This window comes from Kitasatospora cheerisanensis KCTC 2395 (assembly GCF_000696185.1).
GTDB lineage: Bacteria > Actinomycetota > Actinomycetes > Streptomycetales > Streptomycetaceae > Kitasatospora > Kitasatospora cheerisanensis.
In genome coordinates, this window is record NZ_KK853997.1 from 4,053,432 (window position 1) to 4,079,721 (window position 26,290).

The 26,290-nt window shown below is 72.5% G+C and carries 20 protein-coding genes and 2 pseudogenes; 10 read left to right on the forward strand and 12 right to left on the reverse strand.

Annotated features, from left to right (window positions below):
* Positions 1–658 precede the first annotated feature (658 nt).
* Positions 659–1,627 carry an NAD(P)H-quinone oxidoreductase gene (locus KCH_RS18435; protein ID WP_035864375.1) on the reverse strand — a complete coding sequence of 323 codons (969 nt, stop codon included), beginning with the start codon at positions 1,625–1,627 and terminating at the stop codon, positions 659–661.
* Positions 1,628–1,778: 151 nt separating this feature from the next.
* Here KCH_RS18435 and KCH_RS18440 point away from each other — a divergent pair, with 151 nt between their 5' ends.
* Positions 1,779–2,885 carry a potassium channel family protein gene (locus KCH_RS18440; protein ID WP_035864378.1) on the forward strand — a complete coding sequence of 369 codons (1,107 nt, stop codon included), beginning with the start codon at positions 1,779–1,781 and terminating at the stop codon, positions 2,883–2,885.
* 50 nt (positions 2,886–2,935) lie between these two features.
* Here the strand turns inward: KCH_RS18440 and KCH_RS18445 are convergent.
* The 3 genes and pseudogenes from KCH_RS18445 to KCH_RS18460 all read right to left on the reverse strand — a co-directional run bounded on the left by KCH_RS18445 (position 2,936) and on the right by KCH_RS18460 (position 6,098).
* Positions 2,936–4,152, reverse strand: a pseudogene (locus tag KCH_RS18445) (molybdopterin molybdotransferase MoeA).
* Between the two features lie 14 nt (positions 4,153–4,166).
* A pseudogene (locus tag KCH_RS39775) lies at positions 4,167–5,129 on the reverse strand (NTP transferase domain-containing protein).
* Between the two features lie 27 nt (positions 5,130–5,156).
* Positions 5,157–6,098, reverse strand: a complete 942-nt coding sequence (locus tag KCH_RS18460) for an MBL fold metallo-hydrolase (RefSeq protein ID WP_051653193.1) — start codon at positions 6,096–6,098, stop codon at positions 5,157–5,159.
* A 212-nt stretch (positions 6,099–6,310) separates the two neighbouring features.
* Between KCH_RS18460 and manA the strand changes: the two genes are divergently transcribed.
* The 3 genes from manA (at position 6,311) to KCH_RS18475 (ending at position 9,591) form a co-directional block, all read left to right on the forward strand.
* On the forward strand, positions 6,311–7,504 hold the full coding sequence (gene manA / locus KCH_RS18465; RefSeq protein WP_035864386.1) for a mannose-6-phosphate isomerase, class I: 1,194 nt from the start codon (positions 6,311–6,313) through the stop codon (positions 7,502–7,504).
* A 247-nt stretch (positions 7,505–7,751) separates the two neighbouring features.
* Positions 7,752–8,963 (forward strand): GNAT family N-acetyltransferase, encoded by a 1,212-nt coding sequence (locus tag KCH_RS18470; protein ID WP_035864388.1) that lies wholly within the window; start codon positions 7,752–7,754, stop codon positions 8,961–8,963.
* A gap of 64 nt (positions 8,964–9,027) precedes the next feature.
* Complete coding sequence (locus tag KCH_RS18475; protein WP_035864390.1) at positions 9,028–9,591, forward strand: dihydrofolate reductase family protein; 564 nt, start codon at positions 9,028–9,030, stop codon at positions 9,589–9,591.
* Positions 9,592–9,608: 17 nt separating this feature from the next.
* Here KCH_RS18475 and dnaB read toward each other — a convergent pair whose 3' ends face one another.
* Positions 9,609–11,210: a replicative DNA helicase gene (dnaB, locus tag KCH_RS18480; RefSeq protein ID WP_035864392.1), complete on the reverse strand. Its 1,602-nt coding sequence runs from the start codon at positions 11,208–11,210 to the stop codon at positions 9,609–9,611.
* A gap of 464 nt (positions 11,211–11,674) precedes the next feature.
* On the opposite strand from dnaB, the gene KCH_RS18485 reads away from it, so the two are divergent.
* Positions 11,675–13,012: an MATE family efflux transporter gene (locus KCH_RS18485; RefSeq protein WP_035864393.1), complete on the forward strand. Its 1,338-nt coding sequence runs from the start codon at positions 11,675–11,677 to the stop codon at positions 13,010–13,012.
* Positions 13,013–13,083: 71 nt separating this feature from the next.
* On the opposite strand, the gene rplI is transcribed toward KCH_RS18485, so the two are convergent.
* From rplI to rpsF, 4 genes are all read right to left on the reverse strand, one after another.
* On the reverse strand, positions 13,084–13,530 hold the full coding sequence (rplI, locus tag KCH_RS18490; RefSeq protein ID WP_035864395.1) for a 50S ribosomal protein L9: 447 nt from the start codon (positions 13,528–13,530) through the stop codon (positions 13,084–13,086).
* 17 nt (positions 13,531–13,547) lie between these two features.
* Entirely contained in the window at positions 13,548–13,784 is a 237-nt protein-coding gene (gene rpsR / locus KCH_RS18495; protein WP_030457605.1) for a 30S ribosomal protein S18, read from the reverse strand.
* A 67-nt stretch (positions 13,785–13,851) separates the two neighbouring features.
* The gene (locus KCH_RS18500; protein WP_035864397.1) at positions 13,852–14,439 is read right to left on the reverse strand and encodes a single-stranded DNA-binding protein; all 588 of its coding nucleotides are present in this window, start codon (positions 14,437–14,439) and stop codon (positions 13,852–13,854) included.
* Positions 14,440–14,540: 101 nt separating this feature from the next.
* Entirely contained in the window at positions 14,541–14,831 is a 291-nt protein-coding gene (rpsF, locus tag KCH_RS18505) for a 30S ribosomal protein S6 (protein WP_035864400.1), read from the reverse strand.
* Between the two features lie 239 nt (positions 14,832–15,070).
* Here rpsF and KCH_RS18510 point away from each other — a divergent pair, with 239 nt between their 5' ends.
* The 3 genes from KCH_RS18510 (at position 15,071) to KCH_RS18520 (ending at position 17,744) form a co-directional block, all read left to right on the forward strand.
* Positions 15,071–15,376, forward strand: coding sequence for a hypothetical protein (locus KCH_RS18510; RefSeq protein WP_035864402.1), 306 nt, complete (start codon positions 15,071–15,073; stop codon positions 15,374–15,376).
* A gap of 185 nt (positions 15,377–15,561) precedes the next feature.
* Positions 15,562–16,680: a lipid II:glycine glycyltransferase FemX gene (locus KCH_RS18515; protein ID WP_035864403.1), complete on the forward strand. Its 1,119-nt coding sequence runs from the start codon at positions 15,562–15,564 to the stop codon at positions 16,678–16,680.
* A 32-nt stretch (positions 16,681–16,712) separates the two neighbouring features.
* Positions 16,713–17,744: an alanine racemase gene (locus KCH_RS18520; protein WP_035864405.1), complete on the forward strand. Its 1,032-nt coding sequence runs from the start codon at positions 16,713–16,715 to the stop codon at positions 17,742–17,744.
* Positions 17,745–17,818: 74 nt separating this feature from the next.
* Here the strand turns inward: KCH_RS18520 and KCH_RS18525 are convergent, their stop codons facing one another.
* Together KCH_RS18525 and KCH_RS18530 are read right to left on the reverse strand one after the other, a co-directional pair.
* Positions 17,819–19,387 (reverse strand): glycosyltransferase family 87 protein, encoded by a 1,569-nt coding sequence (locus tag KCH_RS18525; RefSeq protein ID WP_208865964.1) that lies wholly within the window; start codon positions 19,385–19,387, stop codon positions 17,819–17,821.
* Positions 19,388–19,486: 99 nt separating this feature from the next.
* Positions 19,487–22,102, reverse strand: coding sequence for a transglycosylase domain-containing protein (locus KCH_RS18530; protein ID WP_051653195.1), 2,616 nt, complete (start codon positions 22,100–22,102; stop codon positions 19,487–19,489).
* A gap of 298 nt (positions 22,103–22,400) precedes the next feature.
* On the opposite strand from KCH_RS18530, the gene KCH_RS18535 reads away from it, so the two are divergent.
* Positions 22,401–23,063, forward strand: a complete 663-nt coding sequence (locus KCH_RS18535; protein ID WP_035864407.1) for a PadR family transcriptional regulator — start codon at positions 22,401–22,403, stop codon at positions 23,061–23,063.
* Positions 23,064–23,208: 145 nt separating this feature from the next.
* Positions 23,209–24,291, forward strand: coding sequence for an inositol-3-phosphate synthase (locus KCH_RS18540; protein ID WP_035864409.1), 1,083 nt, complete (start codon positions 23,209–23,211; stop codon positions 24,289–24,291).
* A gap of 137 nt (positions 24,292–24,428) precedes the next feature.
* On the opposite strand, the gene KCH_RS18545 is transcribed toward KCH_RS18540, so the two are convergent.
* Positions 24,429–26,246, reverse strand: a complete 1,818-nt coding sequence (locus KCH_RS18545; protein ID WP_035864412.1) for a peptidoglycan-binding domain-containing protein — start codon at positions 26,244–26,246, stop codon at positions 24,429–24,431.
* Between the last annotated feature and the right edge of the window lie 44 nt (positions 26,247–26,290).

Here is a 26,290-nt window from a genome sequence, read left to right on the forward strand (position 1 = left end):
GGGGACGCCGAGGCCTCGGCGGACGGCGACGGCCCCGCGGTGACGACGGCCCCGGCGGACGGCGCGGCCGAGGCGGCGGGCGAGGCGGACGGCGAAGGGGAGGGCGTCGGTGTGCCGGACGGCGAGGGCCCGCCGACCGGGGAGGCGCTCGGGAAGACGGAGGCCCCGGCCGCGCTCGGCGAGGCGGGCACGGGCACCGGCACCGGCACCGGCACCGGGACGGCCGCGGGAACGGTCGGGGTGGCCCGGGCGCTCGCGGATATCGCGCCGTCGGTCGGCAGGGCCGCCGCCGCGCCGGCGAACAGCTCGGCCGCCCGCTCGCGCGCCGCGTCGATCTCCTGCTGCGCCTGCTGCCGGGCGGCGTCCAGCTGCGCCTGGGCCTGCTGGCGGGCCCCGGACGCCGGATCGACGGCGAAGACGGGGGCGGTCAGCAGCAGCGGCAGCGCCACACCGGCCAGCGCGGCCCTGCGGAGCAGCGCGGACGGGTGGGCGGTGGAGGTGCGGCGCGGGGCCGGGGCACGGGGCGGCGGCGAGCGTCCATGGAAAGCAGGTCCTCCCGACGGCCGTCCGCACCAGGTGCGGACGGAGGCGGAACAGCTTGTGACCAGCCTCACATACCCGGACACTCCGGGCATTTCCGCCGCCCGGCGCCCACCCCTCAGACCTCCAGGACGACCTTCCCGACCTGGGCCCCGGCCTCGACCACCCGGTGCGCCTCGGCGGCGTCCGCGAGCGGCAGCACCCGGTCGACCACCGGCCGGACCACCCCGGCCTCGACCAGCGGCCACACGTGCTCGCGCACCGCGGCGACGATCGCGGCCTTCTCCGCGAGCGGTCGCCCGCGCAGGTTGGTGGCGACCAGCGCGGCACGCTTGGTGAGCAGCGTGGCCAGGTTGAGCTCCGCCTTGCTGCCGCCCTGCATGCCGATCACCACCAGCCGGCCGTTGACCGCGAGGGCGTCCACGTTCCGCTGCAGGTACTTGGCGCCGACGATGTCGAGGATGACGTCCGCCCCGCCGAGCGCGGCGACCTCGGTGACGAAGTCCTGCTGCCGGTAGTCGATCAGCACGTCCGCGCCGAGCTCGGCGCAGCGGGCGAGCTTCTCCGGGCTGCCCGCGGTGACCACCACCCGGGCGCCGACCGCCTTCGCCAGCTGGATCGCCATGGTCCCGATGCCGCTCGCCCCGCCGTGCAGCAGCACCGTCTCGCCGGGGTGCAGGTGCGCGACCTGGAAGACGTTCGACCACACCGTGCACGCCACCTCGGGCAGCGCCGCCGCCTGGGCCGGTGTCAGCCCCTTCGGCACCGGGAGCAGTTGCCCGGCCGGCACGGCGACCCGCTCGGCGTAGCCGCCGCCCGCGAGCAGCGCGCACACCTCGTCGCCCACCGCCCAGCCCGCCACGCCCGGGCCGAGCGCGACGATCCGGCCCGCGCACTCCAGACCGGGATAGGGCGAACTGCCGGGCGGCGGGTCGTAGAAGCCCTGACGCTGGAGCAGATCGGCGCGGTTGACCGCGGTCGCGGCGACCTCGACCAGCACTTCGCCGGCCGCCGGAACGGGATCGGGAACCTCGGCCCAGACCAGCCGCTCGGGGCCGCCGGGCTCGGGAATCGTGATGGCTCGCATGGCCGCCACGCTACGCCCCCGCCCACCGGACACCCGTGCCACCCGCCGTCAACAGACAGTCCGTCAGCGCCGGCCGCCTCCACCGAACAGGGTGGCGACACTCCGCCCCCGGGGTCGGACGGCGACCGGTCGACCCCCCATCCTTGTGCCTGTGCCGAACTCCAATCCGCCCGACGACACGGGTGCCCGGCCGTCCCGTCTGACGCTCAGTCGCTTCCGGGACTCCGGCACCGAAGACACCGACCCCGCCCGCCGGATCGCGCTGCCCGCCCGGCGGACCCGTCCACCCACGCGCCAGGTCGCCCGCCGGCTGCTGCTGGCCCTCGGCGTGCTGGTGGCGACCACGCTGATCGTGTACGCCGATGCGGCGGGCTACAACGACAACGCGGACACCTCGGTCAGCTTCCTCGACGCGGCGTACTACGCCACCGTCACCCTCTCCACCACCGGGTACGGCGACATCACCCCGGTGAGCGACAGCGCCCGGCTGGTGAACATCTTCGTGATCACGCCGCTGCGCGTGGTCTTCCTGATCATCCTGGTCGGCACGACTCTCGAAGTGCTCACCGAACGCACCCGCCTGCAGTGGCGGATCGAACGCTGGAGGCACACCGTGCGGGACCACACCGTCGTCATCGGCTACGGCACCAAGGGCCGCAGCGCCGTCGACACCCTGCTCGGCCAGGGCGTCCCGAAGGACTCCATCGTGGTCGTCGACCCGCAGGCCCGGGCCATCGACCAGGCCACCCACGACGGACTGGTCGGCGTGCTCGGCGACGCCACCCGCACCGCGACCCTGATGCGCGCCGAACTGCCGCGCGCCGCCCAGGTGGTGGTCGCCCCCGAACGGGACGACACCGCCGCCCTGATCACCCTGACGGCCCGTCAGCTCAACCGGGGCGCCACCGTGGTCGCCGCCGTCCGCGAGGACGAGAACGCCCCGCTGCTGCGGCAGAGCGGCGCCGACGTGGTCGTCACCTCCTCCAGCTCGGCCGGCCGCCTGCTCGGCATGTCGATGCTCAGCCCCAACGCGGGCGCCGTGATGGAGGACTTGCTGACCTACGGCAACGGCCTGGACGTCGCCGAACGGCCCGTCACCAAGGCCGAGGCCGGACTGAACCCGCGCGAACTGCCCGACCTGGTGGTGGCCGTGGTGCGCGGCCGGCGGGTGCTCAACTACACCGAGCCGGAGGCGGCGGTGCTCCAGCTCACCGACCGGCTGATCGTCATCAAGCCGGGCACGCCGATCGCCCACTGACCGGCCGTCCCGGCGTCCCGCTGTTCCACGTGGAACATCCGCCCGGCCGGTCAGGGCAGCGGCAGCACCTCGGCACGCTCCCCCGCCGCCAGGCCGCCGGGCGGCACCACGGCCAGCGCCTCCGCACGGGCCAGGCCGCGCAGCATCGCCGGGCCGTCGTGCGGCAGCGGGACGAGCCCGGCGGCGGTGCGGCGCACCGGGTGCAGCCGGGTGTCCGCCGGATGCCCCGGCAGTGCGGCGGCCAGCGCCCCGGCCGGCCCGGCGGCCTCGGCGGCCCGCCCGGACAGCGCGTGCAGCAGCGGCAGGGCGAGCGTGACGACGCCCGCCACCGCCGCCAGCGGATTGCCCGGCAGGCCCACCAGGTGCCGCCCGCCGGGCAGCGCGGCCAGCAGCATCGGATGCCCGGGCCGTACCGCCACCCCGTCCACCAGCCGGTGGCCGCCGGTGGCGTCCAGGGCGGCGTGCAGGTGGTCCACCGGGCCGGCGGCGGTGCCGCCGGTGGTGAGCACCAGGTCGGCGGGCGAGTGCCGGATCGCGTCCCGCAGCAGCCCGAAGTCGTCCCGGACGTGCCGGCTGCCGATCAGCTCGGCCCCGGCGGCGGCCAGCCACGGCGGCAGCAGCGGGCCCAGCGCGTCCCGCACCAGCCCCGGCCCGGGCCGCCCCGAGGTGAGCAACTCGTCGCCCAGCAGCAGCAGTTCGACGGTCGGCCGGCGGTGCACCGCCAGCAGGTCGTGCCCGGCCGCGGCCGCCAGGCCGAGCACTGCGGGCGTCACCGGCAGGCCGGCGGGCAGCAGTTCCTCGCCCCGCCCGCACTCCTGCCCGCGCGGCCTGACGTCCTGCCCCGGACCGACCTCGCCATGCAACTGAAAAGCGCCGTCCGGCAGTTCGGCCGAGCGGCCGTGTTCGCGGCGGAGCACCCCGGTGGCTCCCGGCGGCAGTTCGGCGCCGGTGGCGATCTCCACCGCCGCACCGTCCGCCAGCGGCCCGCTCCGCCGGCCCGCCAGCACCCGCCCGGACAGCCGCCACGGCCCCGGCCCGGCCACCGCCCAACCGTCCATCGCCGACGTGTCGAAGGCGGGCAGGTCGGTGAGCGCGACCAGCGGCTCCGCCAGGGTCCGCCCCGCGGCGGCCGCCAACGGCACCCGCTCCACCGGCAGCGGCCCGCCGCCGCCCGCGCGGTCCGCCGGGCCAGCGGCCACGGACAGCCGCGCGGCGCGGCGGCGCCCGGAGTCAGCCGCACCTCGCCGGACGGATCCACCGTTCCCATGCCCGCCCCGCCACTCACTGCCCGGCCGCGCCGTCCGCCTCGGCGGCCCAGCGCTCCGCCAGCGCGGTCGCCTTCGCGGTCGCCTCGGCCACCGCCTCCGCCCCGCCCCCGTTCGCGGCCGCCGCGTACCCGACCAGGAAAGCCGTCAGCGGCGCCGCCGGGCGCTCCACCCCGTGCGCCACCACCCGGGTCATGTCCAGCAACCCCCGGACGTCCACCGCCAGGTCCAGCCCCAGTTCGGCAGCGGCCGCGGCCATCCACTCGTCCAATGTGCGCTCCATGACGCCCATGCTGCCCGATCCGGGCCGCCCCGGGCCGCTTCCGCGATGAGCGCCACGCGTCGATTCCCTCACCGCGGCCCGCCCGCCCCGGTGAGGCGCCGGAGGATCCGCGCCGCTCCCTCAGCGCTCCCCCGCCGCCCGCCGCCGGGCCGCCGCCAGCTCCTCCGGGGTGTCGCAGTCGAAGGACGCGCCCGCCGGATCCGGCACCCGGACCAGGCGGAGACCGGCGGTGAGGGCCCGCAGCGGCCGGCCGGCCGGGGCGGGCAGGGCGGCGAGCGCGGTGCGCAGCGCGGCGGTGCGGTACGCGGCGGCCAGCGGCTGGTCACGGCCCTCGGCGTCCACCAGCAGCGCCCCGTCCGCGTCGCCGACCCGGGCCACCAGCCGGGCCACCGTCGCGGCGTCCAGGAACGGCAGGTCGGCGGCCAGCAGCAGCACCAGCGGCGCCGACACCTGGGGCAGCGCGGCGGCCACCGCCGCCAGCGGGCCGCCGCCGGGCGGGTCCTCGCGCAGCCAGTGCACTCCGGGATGCCCGGTGGGCCGCCGCGGGCCGACCACCAGGACGCGGCGGGCGCCCGCACAGGCCGTCAGCACCCGGTCCAGCAGCGGCCGCCCACCGACCGTCAGGGCGGGCTTGTCGGCCCCGCCGAGCCGCCGGCCCGCACCGCCGGCCGCCACCACCGCGTCGTACTGCGTCATCCGCGCAGTATCACCGCTCGCGGGGGCTCACCGCTCGTCCCGCTCGTCGTCCCGGTCGTCGACGATCTCCGCGTCGATGATGCCGTTGTCCTCCTGCTGCGGGACCTCCTGGCGGGCGACGTTCGCGGCGGCGCCGAGTTCCAGGATGGCCGGCAGGGTCAGGCCGCCGTAGCGCTCGTTCACCGCGGTGGCCAGCGCCTCGGCGTCCTGCGGGTGGTCGGCGAGCGCCTCGTCGAAGTCCCGCAGGTACTCGGCGGTGAAGCCCAGTACCCGGTGCGCGGCGTCGTCCATGCCGGGGGCGCGGTGGCCGGCGATCACCCGGTCCACGCCGAGGTCGGCGATCCGGCTCAGGTTGTGCGACCACTGCCGGCGGGCGGGCGGGTCGGTGTCGGCCGTCCACACGTGGGTGCCGTTGTAGACGAAGTCGCCCGCGACCACGGTGCGGACGGTCGGCAGGTGGACCACCGTCGAACCGGCGCAGTCGGCCTGGCCGAGCGGCAGCACCCGGATCAGCTGGTTGTCGACCATCAGCGGCTGCGGCAGCAGCGGGGCGGGCAGCAGCGGCTGGTCCGGGATGTCGTCGCCGTACACCGGCTTCCACTGCGCCACCTTCGCCGCCGCGGTCCGCGAGATGCCCTCCACCACCGGCGGCGCGGCCAGCAGCCGCGCGCCCGGGAACAGCCGCAGCACCTCCTCGGCGCCGAAGTAGTGGTCCGGGTGCTGGTGGGTGACCACGATGGCCAGCAGCTGCCGGCCCTTGCCCGCGATCCACTCGGCGAGCTCCCGGCCGGCGCTGCGGGTCAGCTGGGCGTCCACCAGGATCGCCGCCTGCTCGCCCATGATCAGGCTGGACGTGGCGAAGAACGCGCTCTCCGGCCCGGTGAAGACCTCGACCTCCAGCGGGCGGAACGGCGGCGCGGCGCCCGCCCCACGGCCCTCGGCGCTCTCGTCGGGCGGTGACGCGGTCACGGCTGCTCCCCTGCTCGGTGTCGGTGGCGGGCCCGATCGGCCCGCGGTCACCCTCCAGCCTCGCCGGAACACCCCGCCGATGCCGGGTAGGCACGCCCAGGAGAGTGATCACCTGGCACCGTCGGGCCGCCTTGTGCGTCGGCTATTGTCGGTGGTCCTCGCGCACCGGCCACCGCAGCGCACGCATGCCCGCACGCCTCTGGGAGTACTTGATGGACCGGCTCGACAACACCGTCCGCGACTATGCCTGGGGTTCGGCCACCGCCATCCCCGAGTTGCTCGGCCGGACCGCCACCGGCGAGCCGCAGGCCGAGCTGTGGATGGGAGCCCACCCCGGCGCGCCGTCGCTGGTCGACCGCGGCGAGGGCCCGGTCCCGCTCGACCGGGTGATCGCCGCCGACCCCGCGGCCGAACTGGGCGCCGCCGCCGTCGAGCAGTTCGGGCCGGCGCTGCCGTTCCTGGTCAAGGTGCTGGCCGCCGCCACCCCGCTGTCCATCCAGGCCCACCCCACCCGCGCCGAGGCCCGGGCCGGCTTCGCCGACGAGGAACGGCGCGGCATCCCGGTCGACGCCCCGCACCGCAACTACAAGGACGACAACCACAAGCCCGAACTGATCTGCGCGCTCAGCGAGTTCGAGGGCCTCTGCGGCTTCCGGGCGCCCGCCGACGCGGCCGACCTGATGGCCTCCCTGGAGGTGCCCGGCCTGCAGCCGCTGATCGACCTGCTGCGCTCCAAGCCGGAGGCCGAGGCGCTGTCCGGTGCGCTCGCCGAGGCGCTCGCCCTGACCGGCGAAGAGGGCCGCGCCACCGTGGACGCGGTGGCCCGCGCCGTCACCGCCGCCGCCCCGTCCGACCCGAGCGGCGCGCTGGCCGGGTACGCCTTCGCCGCCGCCGAGTACCCCGGCGACCCCGGCCTGGTCGCCGCCCTGCTGCTCAACTTCGTCCGCCTGCAGCCCGGCGAGGCGCTCTACCTCGGCGCCGGCCTGCCGCACGCCTACCTGCGCGGCACCGGCGTGGAGATCATGGCCAACTCCGACAACGTGCTGCGCTGCGGGTTCACCCCGAAGCACGTGGACGTCCCGGAGCTGCTGAAGGTGGTGGGCTTCCACGGGGGCAGCCCGGAGATCCTGCGCCCCGAGGCCGGCGCGGACGGCGAGCGGCTCTACCCGGTGCCGATCGACGAGTTCCGGCTCTCCCGCTACGACCTCGCCGAGCAGTCCGTGGCGCTGCCGGGCGACGCCCCGCAGATCCTGCTGTGCACCGCCGGAACCGTCGAACTCGCCTCCGAAGGCGAGACGTTGACGCTCCGGCAGGGCGAGTCGGCGTTCCTGCCGGCGAACGGCGCCGGGACGGCGCTGACCGGCCCCGGGGCGACCGTCTTCCGCAGCACCGTCACCCTCTCCTAGCCGATCGGGCGGAGGAGCGCCCGGTGGGCCGGGCGCTCCTCCGCCACCGTGTCACCGCCCGCCGCTCGCCGGCGCCGACTCGCGCAGCAGCAGCGTCACTTCGTCCGGCAGCAGGCCGAGTCGACGGTCGTCCCGATCGGCCACGGCGGGCGGTGGGCGGCGGCCGCAAAATCGCTTGACCCGGCGGCGGGCCGCCGATTGCACTGGGCGGCAAACGGGTCGGCGACTGCGGGGAGACAGCACAGCCATGGAGATACGTTCCACCAGCGAGAAGGACCTCGACGTCTTCGTCGACACCGTGTTCGCCGCCTTCGGGAAGCACCCGACGCCGCCGGACGAGGACGGCAGCGGCGTCTGGTGGTCGGCACTCGAACCCGAGCGCGGCCTGCTCGCCGTCAGCGACCAGGGGCGGCCGATCGGCACCGCGTGCGCGTACTCGTTCGAACTCACCCTGCCCGGCGGGGCGACCGTCCCGGTGCCCGGGATCAGCTGCGTCGGCGTGCTGCCCTCGCACCGGCGGCAGGGCGTGCTCACCGCGATGATGCGCCGTCAACTCGCCGACCTGCGCGAGCGCGGGGAGATCATGGCGGTGCTGCTGGCCTCCGAGGCGGTCATCTACCGGCGCTTCGGCTACGGCCCCGCCACCTACACCCGGCGCCTCACCGTCCCCCGGCACCGCGCCGCGCTCACCCCGCCGCGGGCCGGCCAGGAACCCACCGGCTCGGTCGAGTTGCTCCGGCTCAGCGACTGCCGCGACCTGGTCGAGCAGCTCTACGACCGCTACCGCCGCGCCCAGCCCGGCGCGATCTCCCGCCCGCCGCTCTGGTGGACCCGACAGGCCGGGCACCCCCCGACCGCCCCCACCCAGCGGTACATCGCCCTCCACCGGGACGCCGACAGCACCCCGACCGGGTACGCCTGCTACTCCCTCGACGACTCCCTCGCCATGCTGGTCGACGAGATCGTCAGCCTCGACGACGCCGCGTACACCGCGCTGGCCCGCTACCTGCTCGGCCACGACCTGGTCACCGAGATCGCCTTCCGGCACTTCCCGACCGGCAACCCGCTGCGCTGGCAGCTGGCCGACTTCAACGCCGGCTCGCTCACCGGCGAGACCGACTGGCTCTGGGTGCGGCTGCTGGACATCCCGCGCGCCCTCACCTCGCGCAGCTGGTCCGCGGACGGCGAGCTGGTGCTGGACGTCGACGACCCGTTCCTCGGCGAGCGCACCCGCCACCTGCTGACCGTCCGCGACGGCCGCGCCGAGTGCACCCCCACCGACCGCGAGCCCGACCTGTCGCTGGACGTCAGCGACCTCGGCTCCGTCTACCTGGGCGGCACCGCCCCCAGCACCCTGGTCCGGGCCGGCCACATCCGGGCGCACCGGCCGGACGCGGCGGCCCGCGCCGACGCGATGTTCCGCTCCGAGCGCGAACCGCACTGCCTGCACTGGTTCTGACGGCACGTCACCCCGCGCCGCGGCGGTCCGTCCGCGTGGCGCCGGCGCACGGAAGGCTGGCACCATGCGGAGACTGATCTACGGCATGAACGTGTCCCTGGACGGCTACATCGCCGCGCCCGGCGACGACCTCGGCTGGAGCGTGCCGAGCGAGGAGCTGTTCCGGTTCTGGTCCGACCTGCTGGCGGAGACCGGCGTCTCGCTGTACGGCCGCAAGCTGTGGCGGACGATGAGCTCCCACTGGCCGACCGCCGACCGGCAGCCCGGCGCGACCCCGGCCGACATCGAGTACGCGCGGCGCTGGCGGGCCATGTCCAAGGTGGTGTTCTCCTCGACCGTCGACGAGGTCGACTGGAACACCCGCCTGGTCCGCGGCGACGCCGTCGCCGAGATCGCCCGGCTCAAGGCCGAGGACGGCGGCCCGATGGTCATCGGCGGCGCGACCCTGGCCGGGGCCGCCGTGCGCGCCGGGCTGGTCGACGAGTACCTGCTGGCCACCGCGCCCGTCCTGGTGGGCGGCGGCACGCCGTTCTTCACCGCGCTGGACGACCGGGTGGAGCTGGAGCTGCTGGAGACCCGGCCGTTCCCCGGCGGCGTGCTGCTGACCAGGTACGGGACGAGGCGCTGAGGCGACCCCTGGCGCCGTCAGGTCACGTCGCGGGTCATGTCCACGAAGCGCGAGTAGTGGCCCTGGAAGGCGACGGTGATGGTGGCGGTCGGGCCGTTACGGTGCTTGGCGACGATCAGGTCCGCCTCGCCGGCGCGCGGGGACTCCTTCTCGTAGGCGTCCTCGCGGTGCAGCAGGATGACCATGTCGGCGTCCTGCTCGATCGAGCCGGACTCGCGCAGGTCGGAGACCATCGGCTTCTTGTCGGTGCGCTGCTCGGGGCCACGGTTCAGCTGGGAGAGCGCGATCACCGGGATCTCCAGCTCCTTCGCCAGCAGCTTGAGGTTACGGGACATGTCCGAGACCTCCTGCTGCCGGCTCTCGGCCCGCCGCGAGCCGCCGGCCTGCATCAGCTGGAGGTAGTCGATGACCACCAGCCGCAGGTCGTTGCGCTGCTTCAGGCGGCGGCACTTGGCGCGGATCTCCATCATCGACAGGTTCGGCGAGTCGTCGATGTACAGCGGCGCGGCACTGACCTCGGGCATCCGCCGGGCCACCCGCGTCCAGTCGTCGTCGGTCATGCTGCCGGAGCGCATGTGGTGCAGCGCCACCCGGGCCTCGGCCGACAGCAGGCGCATGGCGATCTCGTTGCGGCCCATTTCGAGCGAGAAGATCACGCTCGGCAGGTTGTTGTGGATCGAGCAGGCCCGCGCGAAGTCCAGCGCCAGGGTGGACTTACCCATCGCGGGACGGGCCGCGATGACGATCATCTGGCCGGGGTGCAGGCCGTTGGTGAGGGCGTCGAAGTCGGCGAAGCCGGTGGGGACGCCGGACATCTGGCCGGAGCGGGAGCCGATCGCCTCGATCTCGTCGAGGGCGCCCTCCATGATGTCGGCCAGCGGCGCGTAGTCCTCGTTGGTGCGCTGCTCGGTGACCGCGTAGATCTCCGCCTGGGCCTGGTTGACGATGTCGTCGACGTCGCCCTCGGCGGCGTAGCCCATGCCGGCGATCCGGGTCCCGGCCTCCACCAGGCGGCGCAGCACGGCCCGCTCGTGGACGATCTCCGCGTAGTACTCGGCGTTGGCCGCGGTGGGAACGGAGTTGACCAGGGTGTGCAGGTAGGAGGCGCCGCCGACCCGGACCAGCTCGCCGCGCTTGGTGAGCTCGCCGGCCACGGTGATCGGGTCGGCCGGCTCGCCGCGGGCGTACAGGTCGAGGATCGCGCCGTGGATCAGCTCGTGGGCGGGCCGGTAGTAGTCGGCCGGCTTGAGCACCTCGACCACGTCGGCGATGGCGTCCTTGGACAGCAGCATGCCGCCGAGCACGGACTGCTCCGCCGCCAGGTCCTGCGGGGGGACGCGCTCGAAGCCCTCGCCGCCGAAGCCGGTCTCGCCGTCGCGGTCGCGGCGCTCGCCCTTGGCGGGGAAGCGGTCGCCCTTGCCGCCCTCGCGGCGCTGGAAGCCACCGCCGCCGCCCTGGCCGCCGGAGCCGTTGACGGCGCTGTTCGAACGGCGGGTGACGGGAAGGCGGTCGCCGGGGACGTCGGGGAAGGCGTCGAGCGGGAAGGCGTCGTCGGACGGCTGCCAGTCGTCCTCCGGGGGCGGAGGGGCGTCGTGGTCGTCGTACTGGGGGCCGGTCACGCGTGTTCCCCGATCAGCGGTTGGTGCGAGTTGGAGCGGACCTGTCCGATGGTGGCGCACTGTCTTTCTTACGCCACCGAGCCGACAGTTCCGGCCGTGTGCGGGGCGGTGTCGCGCGGCCACCGGGGTCGGGTCCGCAGCCACGGTACGGGGGGGCGGGCGGTTCCTCCAAGACGGTTATCCACAGGCGGTGTGGATAAGTGTCCGAAGGCTGTGGAGAACCCCCGGAAAGCTGTGCACAACCCTGTGGACACCGCTGTGGATAACCACACGATCGCCCTGGTGTCAACTCGCTGACCTGGGATTACCCCTTCCACTGCCTGTGCATGAGAAATTCTTCACACAGCCGCGAGCGAGGTCGTTCAGCTGTTCGATCGGCCGTTCGACCCACCGTCCATCCACAGGTCGAGTAAGTGCTGAAATGGCCTAGCGCTCATTACCTGTGGATGAGTAGGGTGGACCCCATGCCCGCCAGATCCGCCACCGCCGCCGAACGCCGCCGCCACGACCGCGAGATCCTCGCGCTGGCCGTCCCGGCGTTCGGCGCCCTGGTCGCCGAACCGCTCTTCCTGATGGCCGACTCCGCGATCGTCGGCCACCTCGGCACCGCCCAACTGGCCGGCCTGGGCATCGCCTCCGCCGCGCTCACCACCGCCGCCGGCGTGTTCGTCTTCCTCGCCTACGCCACCACCGCCGCGGTCGCCCGCCGGATCGGCGCCGGCGACCGCCGGGCCGCCGTCCAGCAGGGAATCGACGGGATCTGGCTGGCCCTGATCCTGTCCGCCGGCATGGTCGCGCTCACCCTGGCCCTCGCCCCGCAGGCCGCCCGACTGCTCGGCGCCTCCGCCACCGCCGCCCCGTACGCGATCACCTACCTGCGGATCAGCGCCTTCGGCATACCCGCGATGCTGCTGGTGCTGGCCGCCACCGGCGTGCTCCGCGGCTTCCAGGACACCCGCACCCCGCTGCTGGTCGCGATCGGCGGGTTCACCGCCAACCTGCTGCTCAACCTGGGCCTGGTGTACGGGGCCGGCCTCGGGGTGGCCGGCTCCGCCTGGGGCACCGTGATCGCGCAGAACGCGATGGCCGCCGTGTACGTGGCCGTGGTGGTCCGCGGCGCCCGCCGGGAGGGCGCCGGCCTGCGGCCCGACCTCCCCGGGATCAAGGCCTCCGCCCGGGCCGGCGGCCCGCTGGTGGTGCGCACCCTGAGCCTGCGCGCCGCCCTGCTGATCGCCACCGCGGTCGCCGCCCACCTGGGCGACGCCGAGGTGGCGGCCCATCAGATCACCATGACCATCTGGTCGTTCATGGCCTTCGCGCTGGACGCCGTGGCGATCGCCGGGCAGGCCATCATCGGCCGCTACCTGGGCGCCGGCGACCTCCCGGGCACCCGGGCGGCAACCCGCCGGATGATCGAGTGGGGCATCGGCGCGGGCGTGCTGCTCGGCCTGCTGATGGTGCTGGCCCGGCCGCTGTACGTCCCGCTGTTCACCACCGACCCGTCGGTCCGGGGCCAGTTGTCCACGGTGCTGCTGCTGGCCGCGCTGACCCAGCCGATCGGCGGCCTGGTGTTCGTGCTGGACGGCGTGCTGATGGGCGCGGGCGACGGCGGCTACCTGGCCTGGGCGATGCTGGCCACCCTGCTGGTGTTCGCCCCGGCCGCCCTCGCGGTGCCCGCGCTGGGCCTCGGCCTGGCCGGGCTGTGGTGGGCGATGAACCTGTTCATGCTGACCCGGGCCGCGTTCCTGGCCGGCCGGGTGCGCACCGGCCGCTGGATGGTGACCGGCGCCGTCCGGGCCTGACCCGCGGGCGCACGGCGAAGGGGCCGGACTCCGAGTGGAGTCCGGCCCCTTCGTCAGCTCAGCGGCTTCGCTCAGGCAGCGACGACGGCGACGTCGAGGTTGGCCTGGACGTCCGAGTGCAGCTTGACCGAGACCTTGTGGGTGCCCACGGTCTTGATCGGCGAGGCGATCGCAACGGCGCGCTTGTCCACGGCCGGGCCGTTGGCGGCCTTGATGGCCTCCACGACGTCGGCCTGGGTCACGGAGCCGAACAGGCGGCCGGCGTCGCCGGAGCGAACGGCCAGCTTGACCTGCAGGCCCTCGAGCTTGGCCTTGACCTCGTTGGCGGCCTCGAGGGTCTGGATGGCGTGGATCTTCCGGGCGCGACGGATGGCGTCGACGTCCTTCTGACCGCCCTTGGTCCAGCGGATGGCGAAGCCACGCGGGACCAGGAAGTTGCGGGCGTACCCGTCCTTGACCTCGACGACCTCGCCGGCGCTGCCGAGACCGGGGACCTCGTGAGTGAGGATGATCTTCATTCTTCGGTCACCCTCTCTTAGCGCGTGGTGGAGGTGTAGGGCAGCAGGGCCATCTCACGGCTGTTCTTCACGGCCGTGGCGACGTCACGCTGGTGCTGGGTGCAGTTGCCGGTGACCCGGCGGGCACGGATCTTGCCGCGGTCGGAAATGAACTTCCGCAGCAGGTTCGTGTCCTTGTAGTCCACGTAAGTGGCCTTGTCCTTGCAGAAGACGCAAACCTTCTTCTTCGGCTTGCGAGCAGGCGGCTTCGCCATTGTGTGCTCCGTTAAGTACGAGATCTGTCAGCGTTGCCGGACCCTCGACGGGCCCGGCAAGCACCGCTTAGAACGGGGGCTCTTCCGAGTAGCCGCCACCGGACGGGGCACCCCAGCCGCCGCCCTGCTGGCCGCCGGACGGGGCGCTGGACGCCCACGGGTCGTCGGACGGGCCGGACTGGCCGCCACCGGAGTTGCCACCCCAGTTGCCGCCGCCCTGCTGGCCGCCGCCGTACCCGCCGCCCTGCTGGCCGCCACCGAAGCCACCGCCGCCGCCGGGACCGCCGGAGCGGTTGGCGCGGGTGACCTTGGCGGTCGCCGAACGGAGGCTCGGGCCGACCTCATCGACCTCGACCTCGAAGACCGTCCGCTTCTCGCCTTCCTTGGTCTCGTAAGACCGCTGGCGCAGTCGGCCCTGCACGATGACGCGCATGCCGCGCTGCAGCGACTCGGCCACGTTCTCCGCCGGCTGACGCCAGACGTTGCACGTGAGGAAGAGGCTCTCGCCGTCCTTCCACTCGTTCGTCTGACGGTCGAAGGTGCGCGGGGTGGACGCGATGCGGAACTTGGCCACCGCGGCACCCGACGGGGTGAAGCGCAGCTCGGGGTCGTCGACGAGGTTGCCGACGAGGGTGATGACGGTCTCGCCTGCCATGTGGTGATGACCTCTCGGAAAGAAGTTCTGCGGTGCTCGTCAGCGGTGTTCCACGTGGAACACCGGACGCGAGCCCTCCGGCGCGGACGCCGGAAGTGGGCTCAGTGGGTGTCCGGGCGCAGGACCTTGGTCCGCAGAACCGACTCGCTCAGGCTGAGCTGGCGGTCGAGCTCCTTGACGACCTCGGGCGTGGCCTTGAGGTCGATGACCGAGTAGATGCCCTCGGACTGCTTGTTGATCTCGTACGCCAGGCGACGACGGCCCCAGGTGTCGATCTTCTCAACCTTGCCGCCGCCGGTGCGGACGACGTTGAGGAAACCTTCGATCAGGGGGGCGACAGCGCGCTCCTCGACCGACGGGTCCAGGATCACCATCAGTTCGTAGTGACGCATGTGTAACCCACCTCCTTTGGACTCAACGGCCACGGTCTCTCCGTGGCAGGAGGGTTGTGCGCGTCAGCACCGGCGGGTCAGGGCACTGCGAACACGCCCCTACACCAGTGCAGAGGGGCCAGCCTACCGGGTGAGCCGACCGACGGACAAAACACCGGGATTCCGGGGTTGTCACTTCGGTCACATCGGTCGCAATCTGGACAGAACGAACGTTCCCTCCACCACGGGAGGTGGGTCCTATGGCGCAGAACGTCCACCGGCCGCAGTTCACCCTCAACACCGACGGCAATCCGCACCCGCGGGAGAACGCCCTCGTCGGTGTGACCTGCATCCTCGGCGCGATCGCCTTCGTCACCTCGTTCTTCTACCACCTGCACCTGCTCAGCTCCTGGACCGGACTGGCCGGGATCATCACCGGAATGATCGGCCTGTTCGTCTCGGTGACCACCGCCGAGCGCTTCCTGGTGGTGATCGGCACCGGCGCCGCCGCGTTCGGCCTCTTCCTGGGAGTGGCGCACGGCGGGCTCTTCGGGGGCGTGTGGTGACCCCCGCGCGCGGGGTCGGGTGAGCCCGCCCGCGAACGCACCACCTCCGCCGCCCTCCCGGTCAGCACCTGTGTCAGCAGGTCCGATCGGGAGGGCATCACCATGTCGGACCGCGTCCCGGCCGAATCGGACCATTCGGGCGATAGGGTCACCCTGGGTAAGTCTGACGAGGAGGAGCACGGAGCATGAGCCTGCGTCTGCGGACGATCACGCGTGAGGAACACCTGGCCTTCGTGCAGAGCCGGCCGTCGGCCAGCCACATGCAGGTGCCGTCCTGGGCGGACGTCAAGGCGGAGTGGCGCGCCGAGAGCCTGGGCTGGTTCGACGCCTCCGGCGAGCTGGTCGGCGCCGGGCTGGTGCTCTACCGCCAGCTGCCCAAGGTGAAGCGCTACCTGGCGTACCTGCCGGAGGGACCGGTCATCGACTGGTTCGACCCGGACCTGGACCGCTGGCTGAAGCCGATGCTGGCGCACCTGAAGTCGCAGGGCGCGTTCTCGGTGAAGATGGGCCCGCCGGTGGTGGTCCGCCGCTGGGAGGCCTCCACCATCAAGGAGGCGATCGCCTCCAAGGAGGCCAAGCGGCTGCGCGACGTCGAACCCGACTGGTCCGAGCCGCGCGCCCTGGAGGCCGCCGAGCGCCTGCGCCGCTCCGGCTGGCTGCAGGGCGAGGACGGCGGCGCCGGCTTCGGCGACGTCCAGCCCCGCTACGTGTTCCAGGTCCCGCTCGGCGGCCGCTCGCTGGACGACGTGCAGCGCGGCTTCAACCAGCTGTGGCGGCGCAACATCAAGAAGGCCGAGAAGAGCGGCGTCGAGGTCGTCCAGGGCAGCTACGAGGACCTCGCGGTCTTCCACAAGCTGTACGTGGTCACCGCCGAGCGCGACCACTTCACCCCCCGGCCGCTGTCCTACTTCCAGCGGATGTGGAAGGCGCTCACCGCCGAGGACCCCAACCGGATGCGGCTGTACATCGCGTACCACGAGGGCGAGGCGCTGGCCGCCACCACGATGCTCACCGTCGGTGAGCACGTCTGGTACTCCTACGGCGCCTCCGCCAACCACAAGCGCGAGGTGAAGCCGTCCAACGCCGTCCAGTGGCGGATGATCCGGGACTCCTACGCGCTCGGCGCCAGCGTCTACGACCTGCGCGGCATCAGCGACACCCTCGACGAGGACGACCACCTGTTCGGCCTGATCCAGTTCAAGGTCGGCACCGGCGGACAGGCCGCGGAGTACCTCGGCGAGTGGGACTACCCGCTCAACAAGCTGCTGCACAAGGCACTCGACCTCTACATGTCGCGCCGCTGAGCACACGTCGGAACTCTTACGGGGAGAACGCGATGACCTTGACGATGTACGTGGACGGCGGCCGCTGGCGGGCGCACCAGCGCGGGCTGCTGGCCGAGTTCCCCGGGCTGGTCCCGGTCGCCAAGGGCAACGGCTACGGCTTCGGGAACCGTCGGCTCGCCGAGGAGGCCGACCGGCTGGGCAGCCCGCTGCTGGCCGTCGGCACCGTGGACGAGGCGGCGGCGGTGGCCGACGCCTTCCCCGGCGACCTGCTGGTGCTCACCCCGTGCCGGGTCGGCGAGCCCGAGGTCGAGCTGCCGGCCGGCCGGGTGGTCCGCACCGTCGCCCACCCCGAGGCGCTGGCCGCGCTGCCGGCCGGCACCCGGGTGGTGGTGGAGTGCATGACCAGCATGCGGCGGCACGGCATCCGGGCCGTCGACCTGCCCGAACTGCCGGTCGGCCACCTGGAGCTGGAGGGCTTCGCGCTGCACCTGCCGCTGGACCGGCCGGACGGCTCCGACCCGGTGGACGAGGTGTCCGATTGGGTCCGGGCGATCGGCGCGGCCGGGCACCCGGACCGCACCGTCTACCTCAGCCACCTGGCCGCCAAGGACGTGCTGCGGCTGGGCGGGCGCCACCCCGGCACCGAGTTCCGCTCCCGGATCGGCACCCGGCTGTGGCTCGGCGACGTGGCGGCGCTGTCCTCCCGGGCCACCGTCCTGGACGTCACCCCGATCGGCCGCGGCGAGCGCTACGGCTACCGGCAGCACAAGGCCCCGTCCGACGGCCACCTGCTGGTGGTCACCGGCGGCACCGCGCACGGCGTCGGCCTGGAGGCCCCCAAGTACGTGCACGGGATACTGCCGCGCGCCAAGGGGCTGGCCCGGGCCGGCCTGGCCACCGTGAACCGGACCCTCTCCCCGTACTCCTGGCAGGGCAAGCAGCTCTGGTTCGCCGAGCCGCCGCACATGCAGGTGTCGATCCTGTTCCTGCCCGGCGAGCTCAAGCCGCCCGCGGTCGGCGACGAGCTCCCGCTGACGGTCCGTCACACCACCACCCACTTCGACCGGGTGGTGGAACGCTGAGGCGCCGCCGTTGAACGGCGAAGCCCGACCACCGGAGAGGTGGGCGGGCTTCGCCGTTCGCGGGGCGGGGCTGGCTACTTGGCCTGCGGGTGCGCCTCGGGCTCGGGATCGGGGTCGGGCGCCAGCCAGTCGACCTCGCTGTGCGGGGCGTACTCGGCGTAGCCGGCGTCCTCGCGCAGGCCGCGGGCGGAGCCGAGCACGAACCGGTCCGGGGCGCCGTCCAGCACGCCGCCCGACGGGTCGTCACTTCCGTCCCAGCGCACCGGGTCGCGGTCCGGGTAGAGGATGTCGCGGACCACCAGGTAGCAGATGTACAGGGTGCCGACCAGGTGCAGGGCGATCGCGAAGTGGTACCACTGCTGGTCGATGCCGTGGTGCTTGCCGTCGCTGATGTTGGCCAGGTACGACCAGACGCCGAGGAAGTACAGCACCTCGCAGGCCTGCCAGATCAGGAAGTCCCGCCAGCGCGGCCGGGCCAGCACCGCCAGCGGGATCAGCCAGAGCACGTACTGCGGCGAGTACACCTTGTTGGTCAGCACGAACGCGGCGACCACCAGGAAGGCCAGCTGCGCGAAGCGCGGGCGGCGCGGGGCGCTGATCGCCAGCCAGCCGACCGCCAGGCAGCAGCCCACCAGCAGGAAGGCGATCCAGGTGTTCAGGGACTCCAGGTGCTGCCCGTTGCGGACGGCCTGCATCAGGATCAGCCAGAACGAGCCGTAGTCCTCGGTGCGGACCTGGCTGAAGCTGTAGAAGGTCAGCCAGCCCTTCCAGTTGGCCAGCATGATCGGCACGTTGACCACCAGCCAGGCGCCGGCCGTGCCGCCGAACACCATCCCGAGCTCCCGCCACTTGCCGGCCCGCAGGCACAGCACCAGCAGCGGGCCGAGCAACAGCACCGGGTACAGCTTGGCGGCGGTGGCCAGTCCGATGAACACACCCGCCCAGACCGGCCGGGAACCCGACCAGTACGCCATCGCCACCGCGGTCAGCGCCACCGCCAGCAGGTCCCAGTTGATGGTGGCGTTCAGCGCCAGGCAGGGCGCGAGGGCGAACAGCAGCGCGTCCCACGGGCGCCTGCGCTGGGCGCGCGAGGTGGCGACCACCGCGATCACCGCGCAGATCATCAGCATTCCGGCGTTGACCAGCCAGAACCACTGCTCACGGCTCATCAGGTCGCCGTTGTGGGTGGTCAGCCAGGCCGCGATCTGCATGAACAGACCGGTCAGCACCGGGTACTCCAGGTACTGCATGTCCGGCGAGCCCTGCGGAATCGGATCCAGGTACGGGCGGCCGCCGTCCGCGAAGCCGCGACCCGAGAACAGGTGCGGGATGTCGCTGTAACAGGCCTTCGTGTACTGGGTGGTGGCCCCGTGGAACCAGCCGTCGGCGTAGCACGGCGCCTTCTGGAACAGGCCCACCAGGTACGTGGCGATGACGACCAGCGCCAGGAACTTGGCCGGCGTCCACCAGGACACCCCGAGCAGCGCCCGCCGCCCGGGCGGACCGCCCAGCAGCTCGCTGCCGGCCTCCGAGACCGGGTCCTCGTCCGCGGGCACCACCACGGTGTTCGGCAGCGGACCGGGCGCCGGGGCCGGACCGGGCGGAGAGGTCTCGTCACGCAGGCTGGACGTCATGGCGCACATACTGCCGCACCCTCGGCCCCAACCGAAGAGGGGCACGAGATCGCCTTCGCGATCGCGCGCCCCTCTGTGGTGATTCCGCCGGGATTCGGTCGGTGCGGGCTACTGGCCGGTGACCCCGGCCAGGTTGCCGCCGCCCCCGCCACCGCCTCCGCCGCCGCCCGTGCCCGGGCTGCCGCTCGCGCTCTCGCTCGGGCTCTTGCTCGGCCGGCCCGGACTCTTGCTCGGCCCGCAGTAGTTGAAGATGCAGGTCGAGCTGGTGCTCGGGTGCGGCGAGGCCGGACCCTCCGGGGACTTCGAGGCGGTGGGCTCGGCCGGCGCACTCGGCTGCTCCGCCGAGGCCGAGGCCGAGGCCGACGCGGACGGGCTGATCGGCGCACCGGAGGAGTCGACCTCCTGGCCCCACGGCTCCGGGTTCGGGAAGTCCTGCACCGGGGTGTCCTTCAGCGCCGCCTTCATGTAGCGGGTGAAGATGTCGGTCGGGAAGTCACCACCGTGCACGGACTCGTGGTTCGCGGTGCCGTTCAGCGACAGCAGCTTGGGGTTGCCGGCCTCCTCGCGCCACATGCCGACCGCGGTGGACAGCTGCGGGGTGTACCCCACCCACCAGGCCGAGGTGCCGGCGTCGGTGGTGCCGGTCTTGCCGGCCACCGGCCGTCCCAGCGCGTTGGTCTTGTTGCCGGTGCCGTTCTTGGCCACGTTCTCCAGCACGTCGGTGATGTTGTCGGCGACCGCCTGCTCCAGCACCTTCTTCGGCTGGCTCTTGGTGAAGTTCGGCTGCTCGGTGCCGTTGTAGACCAGCTTCGCCACCGAGTACGGGTCGTTCTGCTGACCGCGGGCCGCGAACACTGAGTAGGCCGAGGCCATCCGGATCGAGCTCGGGTGCGAGGTGCCCAGCGGGAAGGTGATGGTCGAGGACGGCTCCAGGCTGCTCGGCAGCAGACCCATCGCGGTGACCATGTTCTCCACGTTCTTGCCGCCCACGTCCTGGCCGAGCTGCACGAACGGGACGTTGTACGACCACTGCATGGCCTTCTTCAGCGTCACGTAGCCGGGCTTGCCCGGGCTGTCGTTGCGCTGCTTGTACGGCTTGCCGTCGTCGCCCATCAGCGGCTTGCCGTCCTTGGAGTAGATCGGCGACAGGTTGTCCGCCAGGTACAGCGAGTCCTGGTTGATCTGGGTCGGCTGGCCGTTCGCGCCGGTCTTGGTCAGCACGCCGGTCTGCATCGCGGTGGCGAGCACGAACGGCTTGAAGGTCGAGCCGACCGGGACCTTGGAGTCCGCGTTGTTGCTGTAGTGGCCGTTCTCGATGCCGTCGCCGCCGTAGATCGCCACGATCGCGCCGTCACCGGGCACCACCGAGGCGGCGCCGACCTGCACGAACTTGTCCGCCTCGCGCTTGCTCGGGTCCAGCGACTCGGACTTGACCTGGTCCACGGCCGTCTTCAGGGCGTCCACCTTGTCCTTCTGGAAGGTGGTGTAGATCTGGTAGCCGCCACGGGCCAGCTTGGCCTCGGTGATCGTCTTGTCCTTGGCCATGATGAACTGCGTGGCGGTGTCGACCAGGTAGGAGACCTCGCCGTTCATGCTCGCCGGGGCCTTCACCTCGACCGGCTCCGGGAACTTCGGCCCGCACTTGGTGCGCTCCTCGGGCGTGATGGCCTTGGTGGCCACCATCCGGCCGAGGACGTACTCCCAGCGCTCCTGCATGCGGTCGTGGTTGCCCTGGTTCAGGGTCGGGTCGTAGAGCGCCGCGCCCTTCAACAGGCCCGCCAGCATGGCGCCCTGACAGATGTCCAGCTTCGCCGCGTCCACCCCGTAGTACGCCTGGGCGGCGGCCTGGATGCCGGTCGCGCCGCGGCCGTACCAGCTGGTGTTCAGGTAGCCGGTGAGGATCGTGTCCTTGTCGTCGGCGATCTTCAGCGTGATGAAGAACTCCTTGGCCTTGCGGCTGAGGGTCTGCTCCTGCGACAGGTAGACGTTCTTCACGTACTGCTGGGTGATGGTCGAACCGCCCTGGACCTCGCCACCGGTCGCCATGTTGTAGACGGCGCGGGCCATGCCCTTCGGGTCGATGCCGCTGTCGGTGCGGAAGGTCTCGTTCTCGGCCGCGATCACCGCGTCCTGGGCCGGCCGGCTTATCTGCGAGAGCTCCACCCACTGCTTGTTGGTGTCGCCCTTGCGGGCCATCTCGGTGCCGTCGGCCCAGTAGTAGATGTTGTTCTGCAACCGGAGGGTGGACTTCGCGTCCGGCACCTGCACCAGGGCGTACGCGGTTCCCACCGCGGCCACGCCGCCGCCGAAGAAGATCAGGAACAGGCTCAGCACCTGCTTCCAGGACGGCATCCAGCGCTTGAAGCCGGACTTGCCGAAACGCGGGTAGTCGATCAGCCGCTTCTTGCCCGGCTTGCCGTTGCGGCCGGCGCTCCGGCCGTTCGGCGGGCCCTCGCCGCCGCCACCGCCACCGCCCTTGCGGGACTGCTTGCGCATCTCCGCCCGGGTCAGCCGGGGCTGCTGCGCCGTCTCCCGGGCCGGACGGCGGCCGCCGGGGCCGCCCGCGCCCGGGCCGGGACGGCCGGGCCCGTCCGCGCCCTCGCGCGCGTAGTCGGGTGCGCCCTCGACGGGGCTGCCGTAGGCATACGGGCGCCCGGCGGACGCCCGCCTGGAGGGCGGCTGCTCGCCCCCGGGGTTGGCCGACCTACGCCGGTGTTCGCTCATCTCTCCGCAGCTCCTCGGTCAGGGTGCACAGGCGAAAGAGTACGGCCCTCTGAAAGGTCTCCAATCGGGCATTGGCAGCCAACCCGGACGAACCGACCGGGATTCATTACACGCCCGTTGCCCAAAGGCCTTGTGATCGCGGTTACGCGTGCCCCCCTTGCTCCTTTCGTGACCCAGGGTTACTGTTGCCGATATATCGAGCCGATACATCGGCGCGACACATCGGCCCGGCATACTCTGCGGGCCGAGCCGCACGCATCCGACGAGCAGGACCCCGCAACGGAAGGAGGAAGGCGGTATGAGCCGACGCTCCGGCGTCCTCGAATTCGCCGTCCTCGGCCTGCTCCACGACGCGCCCATGCACGGGTACGAGCTGCGCAAGCGGCTCAACGTCCTGCTGGGCTCGTTCCGCGCCTTCTCCTACGGAACGCTCTACCCCTGCCTGAAGAGCCTGGTCGCCCAGGGTTTCCTGGTCGAGGACAACCCGGACGTCGAGTACGTCCCGGCCACCGCGCTCAACGGCAAGCGGTCGAAGATCGTCTACCGGCTCTCGCCCGAGGGCAAGGAGCGCTTCGAGGAGCTGCTCGCCGACTCCGGGCCGGACGCCTGGGAGGACGAGCACTTCGGTGTCCGCTTCGCCTTCTTCGGCCAGACCGACCGGGCCGTCCGGATGCGCGTGCTGGAAGGCCGCCGCAGCCGGCTGGAGGAGCGGTTGGAACGGATGCGCAGCTCGATCGCGCGCACCCGCGAGCGGTTCGACGACTACACCCTCGAACTCCAGCGCCACGGCCTGGAGTCCGTGGAACGCGAGGTCCGGTGGCTCAACGAGCTGATCGAGACCGAGCGGGCCACCAGGAACGGACGCAACGCCGCGTCCCCCCCAACTTCGGACGGCCGTGGTCCGGCCGCCGGGTCCTCGGACCCGCCCGGACCACCGTACGACCGCCCGGGGCGCTCCTGACCGGAGCGCTGTGCAGCACCGCGCCGGCCTCGCCGCTCGCGGCGAGGCGTGGGCGCCCCGCGCGCCCGTCAGACAGTCAGAACAGATGTGGAACGAGGTGCCGCCACACCACGGCGACCCTCATGAGATTCAGGGAGCAACCGGAATGGGTTCGGTTCGCGTAGCCATCGTCGGCGTGGGCAACTGCGCCGCCTCGCTGGTGCAGGGTGTCGAGTACTACAAGGACGCCGACCCGGCCGGTAAGGTCCCCGGCCTGATGCACGTCCAGTTCGGCGACTACCACGTCAAGGACGTCGAGTTCGTCGCCGCCTTCGACGTGGACGCCAAGAAGGTCGGCTTCGACCTGGCCGACGCCATCGGCAACAGCGAGAACAACACCATCAAGATCTGCGACGTGCCGCCGACCGGCGTCACCGTCCAGCGCGGCCACACCCTCGACGGCCTGGGCAAGTACTACCGCCAGACCATCGAGGAGTCCGACGAGACCCCGGTCGACGTCGTCCAGATCCTGAAGGACCGCCAGGTCGACGTCCTGGTCTGCTACCTGCCGGTGGGCTCCGAGGACGCCGCGAAGTTCTACGCCCAGTGCGCCATCGACGCCAAGGTCGCCTTCGTGAACGCCCTCCCGGTGTTCATCGCCGGCACCAAGGAGTGGGCCGACAAGTTCACCGAGGCCGGTGTCCCGATCGTCGGCGACGACATCAAGTCCCAGGTCGGCGCGACCATCACGCACCGCGTGATGGCCAAGCTGTTCGAGGACCGCGGTGTCATCCTCGAGCGCACCATGCAGCTGAACGTCGGCGGCAACATGGACTTCAAGAACATGCTCGAGCGCGAGCGCCTGGAGTCCAAGAAGATCTCCAAGACCCAGGCCGTCACCTCGCAGATCCGCGACCGTGAGCTGGGCGCCAAGAACGTCCACATCGGCCCGTCCGACTACGTCGCGTGGCTCGACGACCGCAAGTGGGCGTACGTCCGCCTCGAGGGCCGCGCCTTCGGCGACGTCCCGCTGAACCTCGAGTACAAGCTCGAGGTCTGGGACTCCCCGAACTCGGCCGGTGTCATCATCGACGCCGTCCGCGCCGCGAAGATCGCCAAGGACCGCGGCATCGGCGGCCCGATCCTCTCCGCGTCCTCGTACTTCATGAAGTCCCCGCCGGTCCAGTACTTCGACGACGAGGCCAAGGAGAACGTCGAGAAGTTCATCCGCGGCGAGGTCGAGCGCTGAGCTTGCGAAGCCTGCTCGCTGTCAGACATCGAGCGCTGAGCTTGAGCCTCTGGCTCATTGCTCCTGAGCATTGACGTTTCGTCAGGCTCGACCGGAGGGCCGTCCCGCATTCGCGCGGGGCGGCCCTCCGGCGTTTCTCAGGACCAGGCGGCGTTCCAGGTGACCGGGCCGACCACGCCGTCCACCGAGAGGCCGTGCCGCTGCTGGAACGCCCGGCAGATCTGCGCCGAGGCCGGCCCGTACCAGCCGTCCGCGGTGATCGCCCAGCCGCGCCAGGCCATCCGCTGCTGCCACATCAGCACGTCGTCCCCGTGCAGCATCGGCGTCTGCACCCGCAGGTACCGCCCCGGCCACCGCGGCACCCCGGGCGCCGGAGTGGTCGCCTGCCCGGACGTCCGCGCCGCCGGGATCCCCCCGAGCGCCGGATCCGCCGACACCGTCCCCTCCGGGTACGCCGGCACCCCGTACCCGTACGGCGACCCGGGCCCCCGCCGCGCCCGCGCCTTCCGGTAGACCCCGTCGCCCTCGGTGGACCCGGTGTCGTTGGTGTTGTGGGTCGGGATGAAGTCGTCGGTGACGAACAGCCGGGAGGGCGCCGACACCGCGATGCACTGCACCTCTTCGTCCCGCAGGTACTCGACGGAGACGACCTTGCGGGCCCAGGCCGCGTTCCGCGGGACGTACCGCTCGGCCTTGCGGCTCAGCCGGAACGGGTTGAAGTGGGGCATGTTGATGTTCTGCACGCGGTGGGCGTCCCTGGCGGGCGTGCGGTTCGGCTGCTGCGGCGAGGTGTAGTGGACGCCCGCCTTCGCGTTCACCGCCGCCCGGCCGCCGAGCGAGCGGACGAGTTCCTGGACGTCGCGGGCGAGCCGCCCGGAGACCGAGCTGAACTCGATCCGGCCGTCCGCGTCGACGGATCCGTCGGCGTCCATCAGGCCTTGCAGGAGCGCCAGCCGGTCCTTGATGCCCGCCGTCAGGTAGCGGGCCGGCAGGAACTTCCGTTCGGCGGTGGATCCCCAGAGGCCGAGTGCCCTGAGCTCCTCGATCAGGCGGTTCCCGCCGCGCACGCCGGTTCCGACGATGCGCCAGTTCCCGGGCACCGCGCGCTCGTTGGCGATGTGCGGAACCAGCCGGTGGTCCGCCGGCAGGGTGTCCTCCACGGCGGCGAGGATCTCCGGCTCGATGTTGGTGAAGTGCAGGCCGCCGCCGCTCATGCCGCCGTCGCCGATCAGCAGCCCGAGCAGGTAGGGCTCGATCGGGAGCGGTTCGGCGGTCTGCTGGTACTCGACGGGTTCGAGGAGCGGGACGCGGACCCGGAGGCCGGGGCGCGCGACCAGCTCGGCGAGTTCCAGCGTGGTGACCACGCGCGCGTCGACCCGGCCGTCGATCTCGACCTGCCAGAGGTGCTCGTTGCAGGCCTCGGCGCAGGAGCCGTCCTGGAGCGTGATCCGGTGGACCGGGCGGACGCCCTTCGGGTACACGCCGGTGATCCGGGAGGGCTGCCCCTGCGGGTCGACGACCGGGTCGCCGACCTTGAGTTCGCCCATCCTGCGGTAGCCGGTGGGGGTCAGGACGCCGGCGTGCAGCGGGAGGGCGTTCCCCTCCACCGTGTAGATGGTGTCGGCGTCGTAGGCGTAGACGACGCCGGTGTGGTCGCCGCCGTCGGGGCCGAGGTAGAAGGGGCCGCCGAGGACGGGGTAGGGGGTCCAGCGGTTCTGGCGGCGCCACCAGTCGACGGCGGCGAGGCAGGACGCGGTCATCGGCCACAGGTTGTCCATGCCCATGCGGTGGGCGGCCCAGGCCTCGAAGGTGGCGCACCAGGGTTGGCCGTCGGACCACTCCAGGCCGGGGGTTTCCTCGCTGTAACGCTGGCGGTTGTTCCAGGTTCCGTCGGCACTCCGGCCCTCGTGCTGGCCGACCTGGCCGAGCAGCAGGGCGGTGAACTCGTCTCGCATGGGAGCCTCCCGTCGTTCCGAGGTGGTTCTTCCCCCGTGAGTGC

Bases quoted from the DNA above. Each gene is read 5' to 3' on its own strand.
- KCH_RS18435 (WP_035864375.1), bottom strand. From the start codon at position 1,627: ATGCGAGCCATCACGATTCCCGAGCCCGGCGGCCCCGAGCGGCTGGTC.
- manA (WP_035864386.1), top strand. From the start codon at position 6,311: ATGGACCGGCTCGACAACACCGTCCGCGACTATGCCTGGGGTTCGGCC.
- KCH_RS18470 (WP_035864388.1), top strand. From the start codon at position 7,752: ATGGAGATACGTTCCACCAGCGAGAAGGACCTCGACGTCTTCGTCGAC.
- KCH_RS18475 (WP_035864390.1), top strand. From the start codon at position 9,028: ATGCGGAGACTGATCTACGGCATGAACGTGTCCCTGGACGGCTACATC.
- KCH_RS18485 (WP_035864393.1), top strand. From the start codon at position 11,675: ATGCCCGCCAGATCCGCCACCGCCGCCGAACGCCGCCGCCACGACCGC.
- rplI (WP_035864395.1), bottom strand. From the start codon at position 13,530: ATGAAGATCATCCTCACTCACGAGGTCCCCGGTCTCGGCAGCGCCGGC.
- rpsR (WP_030457605.1), bottom strand. From the start codon at position 13,784: ATGGCGAAGCCGCCTGCTCGCAAGCCGAAGAAGAAGGTTTGCGTCTTC.
- KCH_RS18500 (WP_035864397.1), bottom strand. From the start codon at position 14,439: ATGGCAGGCGAGACCGTCATCACCCTCGTCGGCAACCTCGTCGACGAC.
- rpsF (WP_035864400.1), bottom strand. From the start codon at position 14,831: ATGCGTCACTACGAACTGATGGTGATCCTGGACCCGTCGGTCGAGGAG.
- KCH_RS18510 (WP_035864402.1), top strand. From the start codon at position 15,071: ATGGCGCAGAACGTCCACCGGCCGCAGTTCACCCTCAACACCGACGGC.
- KCH_RS18515 (WP_035864403.1), top strand. From the start codon at position 15,562: ATGAGCCTGCGTCTGCGGACGATCACGCGTGAGGAACACCTGGCCTTC.
- KCH_RS18520 (WP_035864405.1), top strand. From the start codon at position 16,713: ATGACCTTGACGATGTACGTGGACGGCGGCCGCTGGCGGGCGCACCAG.
- KCH_RS18525 (WP_208865964.1), bottom strand. From the start codon at position 19,387: ATGTGCGCCATGACGTCCAGCCTGCGTGACGAGACCTCTCCGCCCGGT.
- KCH_RS18530 (WP_051653195.1), bottom strand. From the start codon at position 22,102: ATGAGCGAACACCGGCGTAGGTCGGCCAACCCCGGGGGCGAGCAGCCG.
- KCH_RS18535 (WP_035864407.1), top strand. From the start codon at position 22,401: ATGAGCCGACGCTCCGGCGTCCTCGAATTCGCCGTCCTCGGCCTGCTC.
- KCH_RS18540 (WP_035864409.1), top strand. From the start codon at position 23,209: ATGGGTTCGGTTCGCGTAGCCATCGTCGGCGTGGGCAACTGCGCCGCC.
- KCH_RS18545 (WP_035864412.1), bottom strand. From the start codon at position 26,246: ATGCGAGACGAGTTCACCGCCCTGCTGCTCGGCCAGGTCGGCCAGCAC.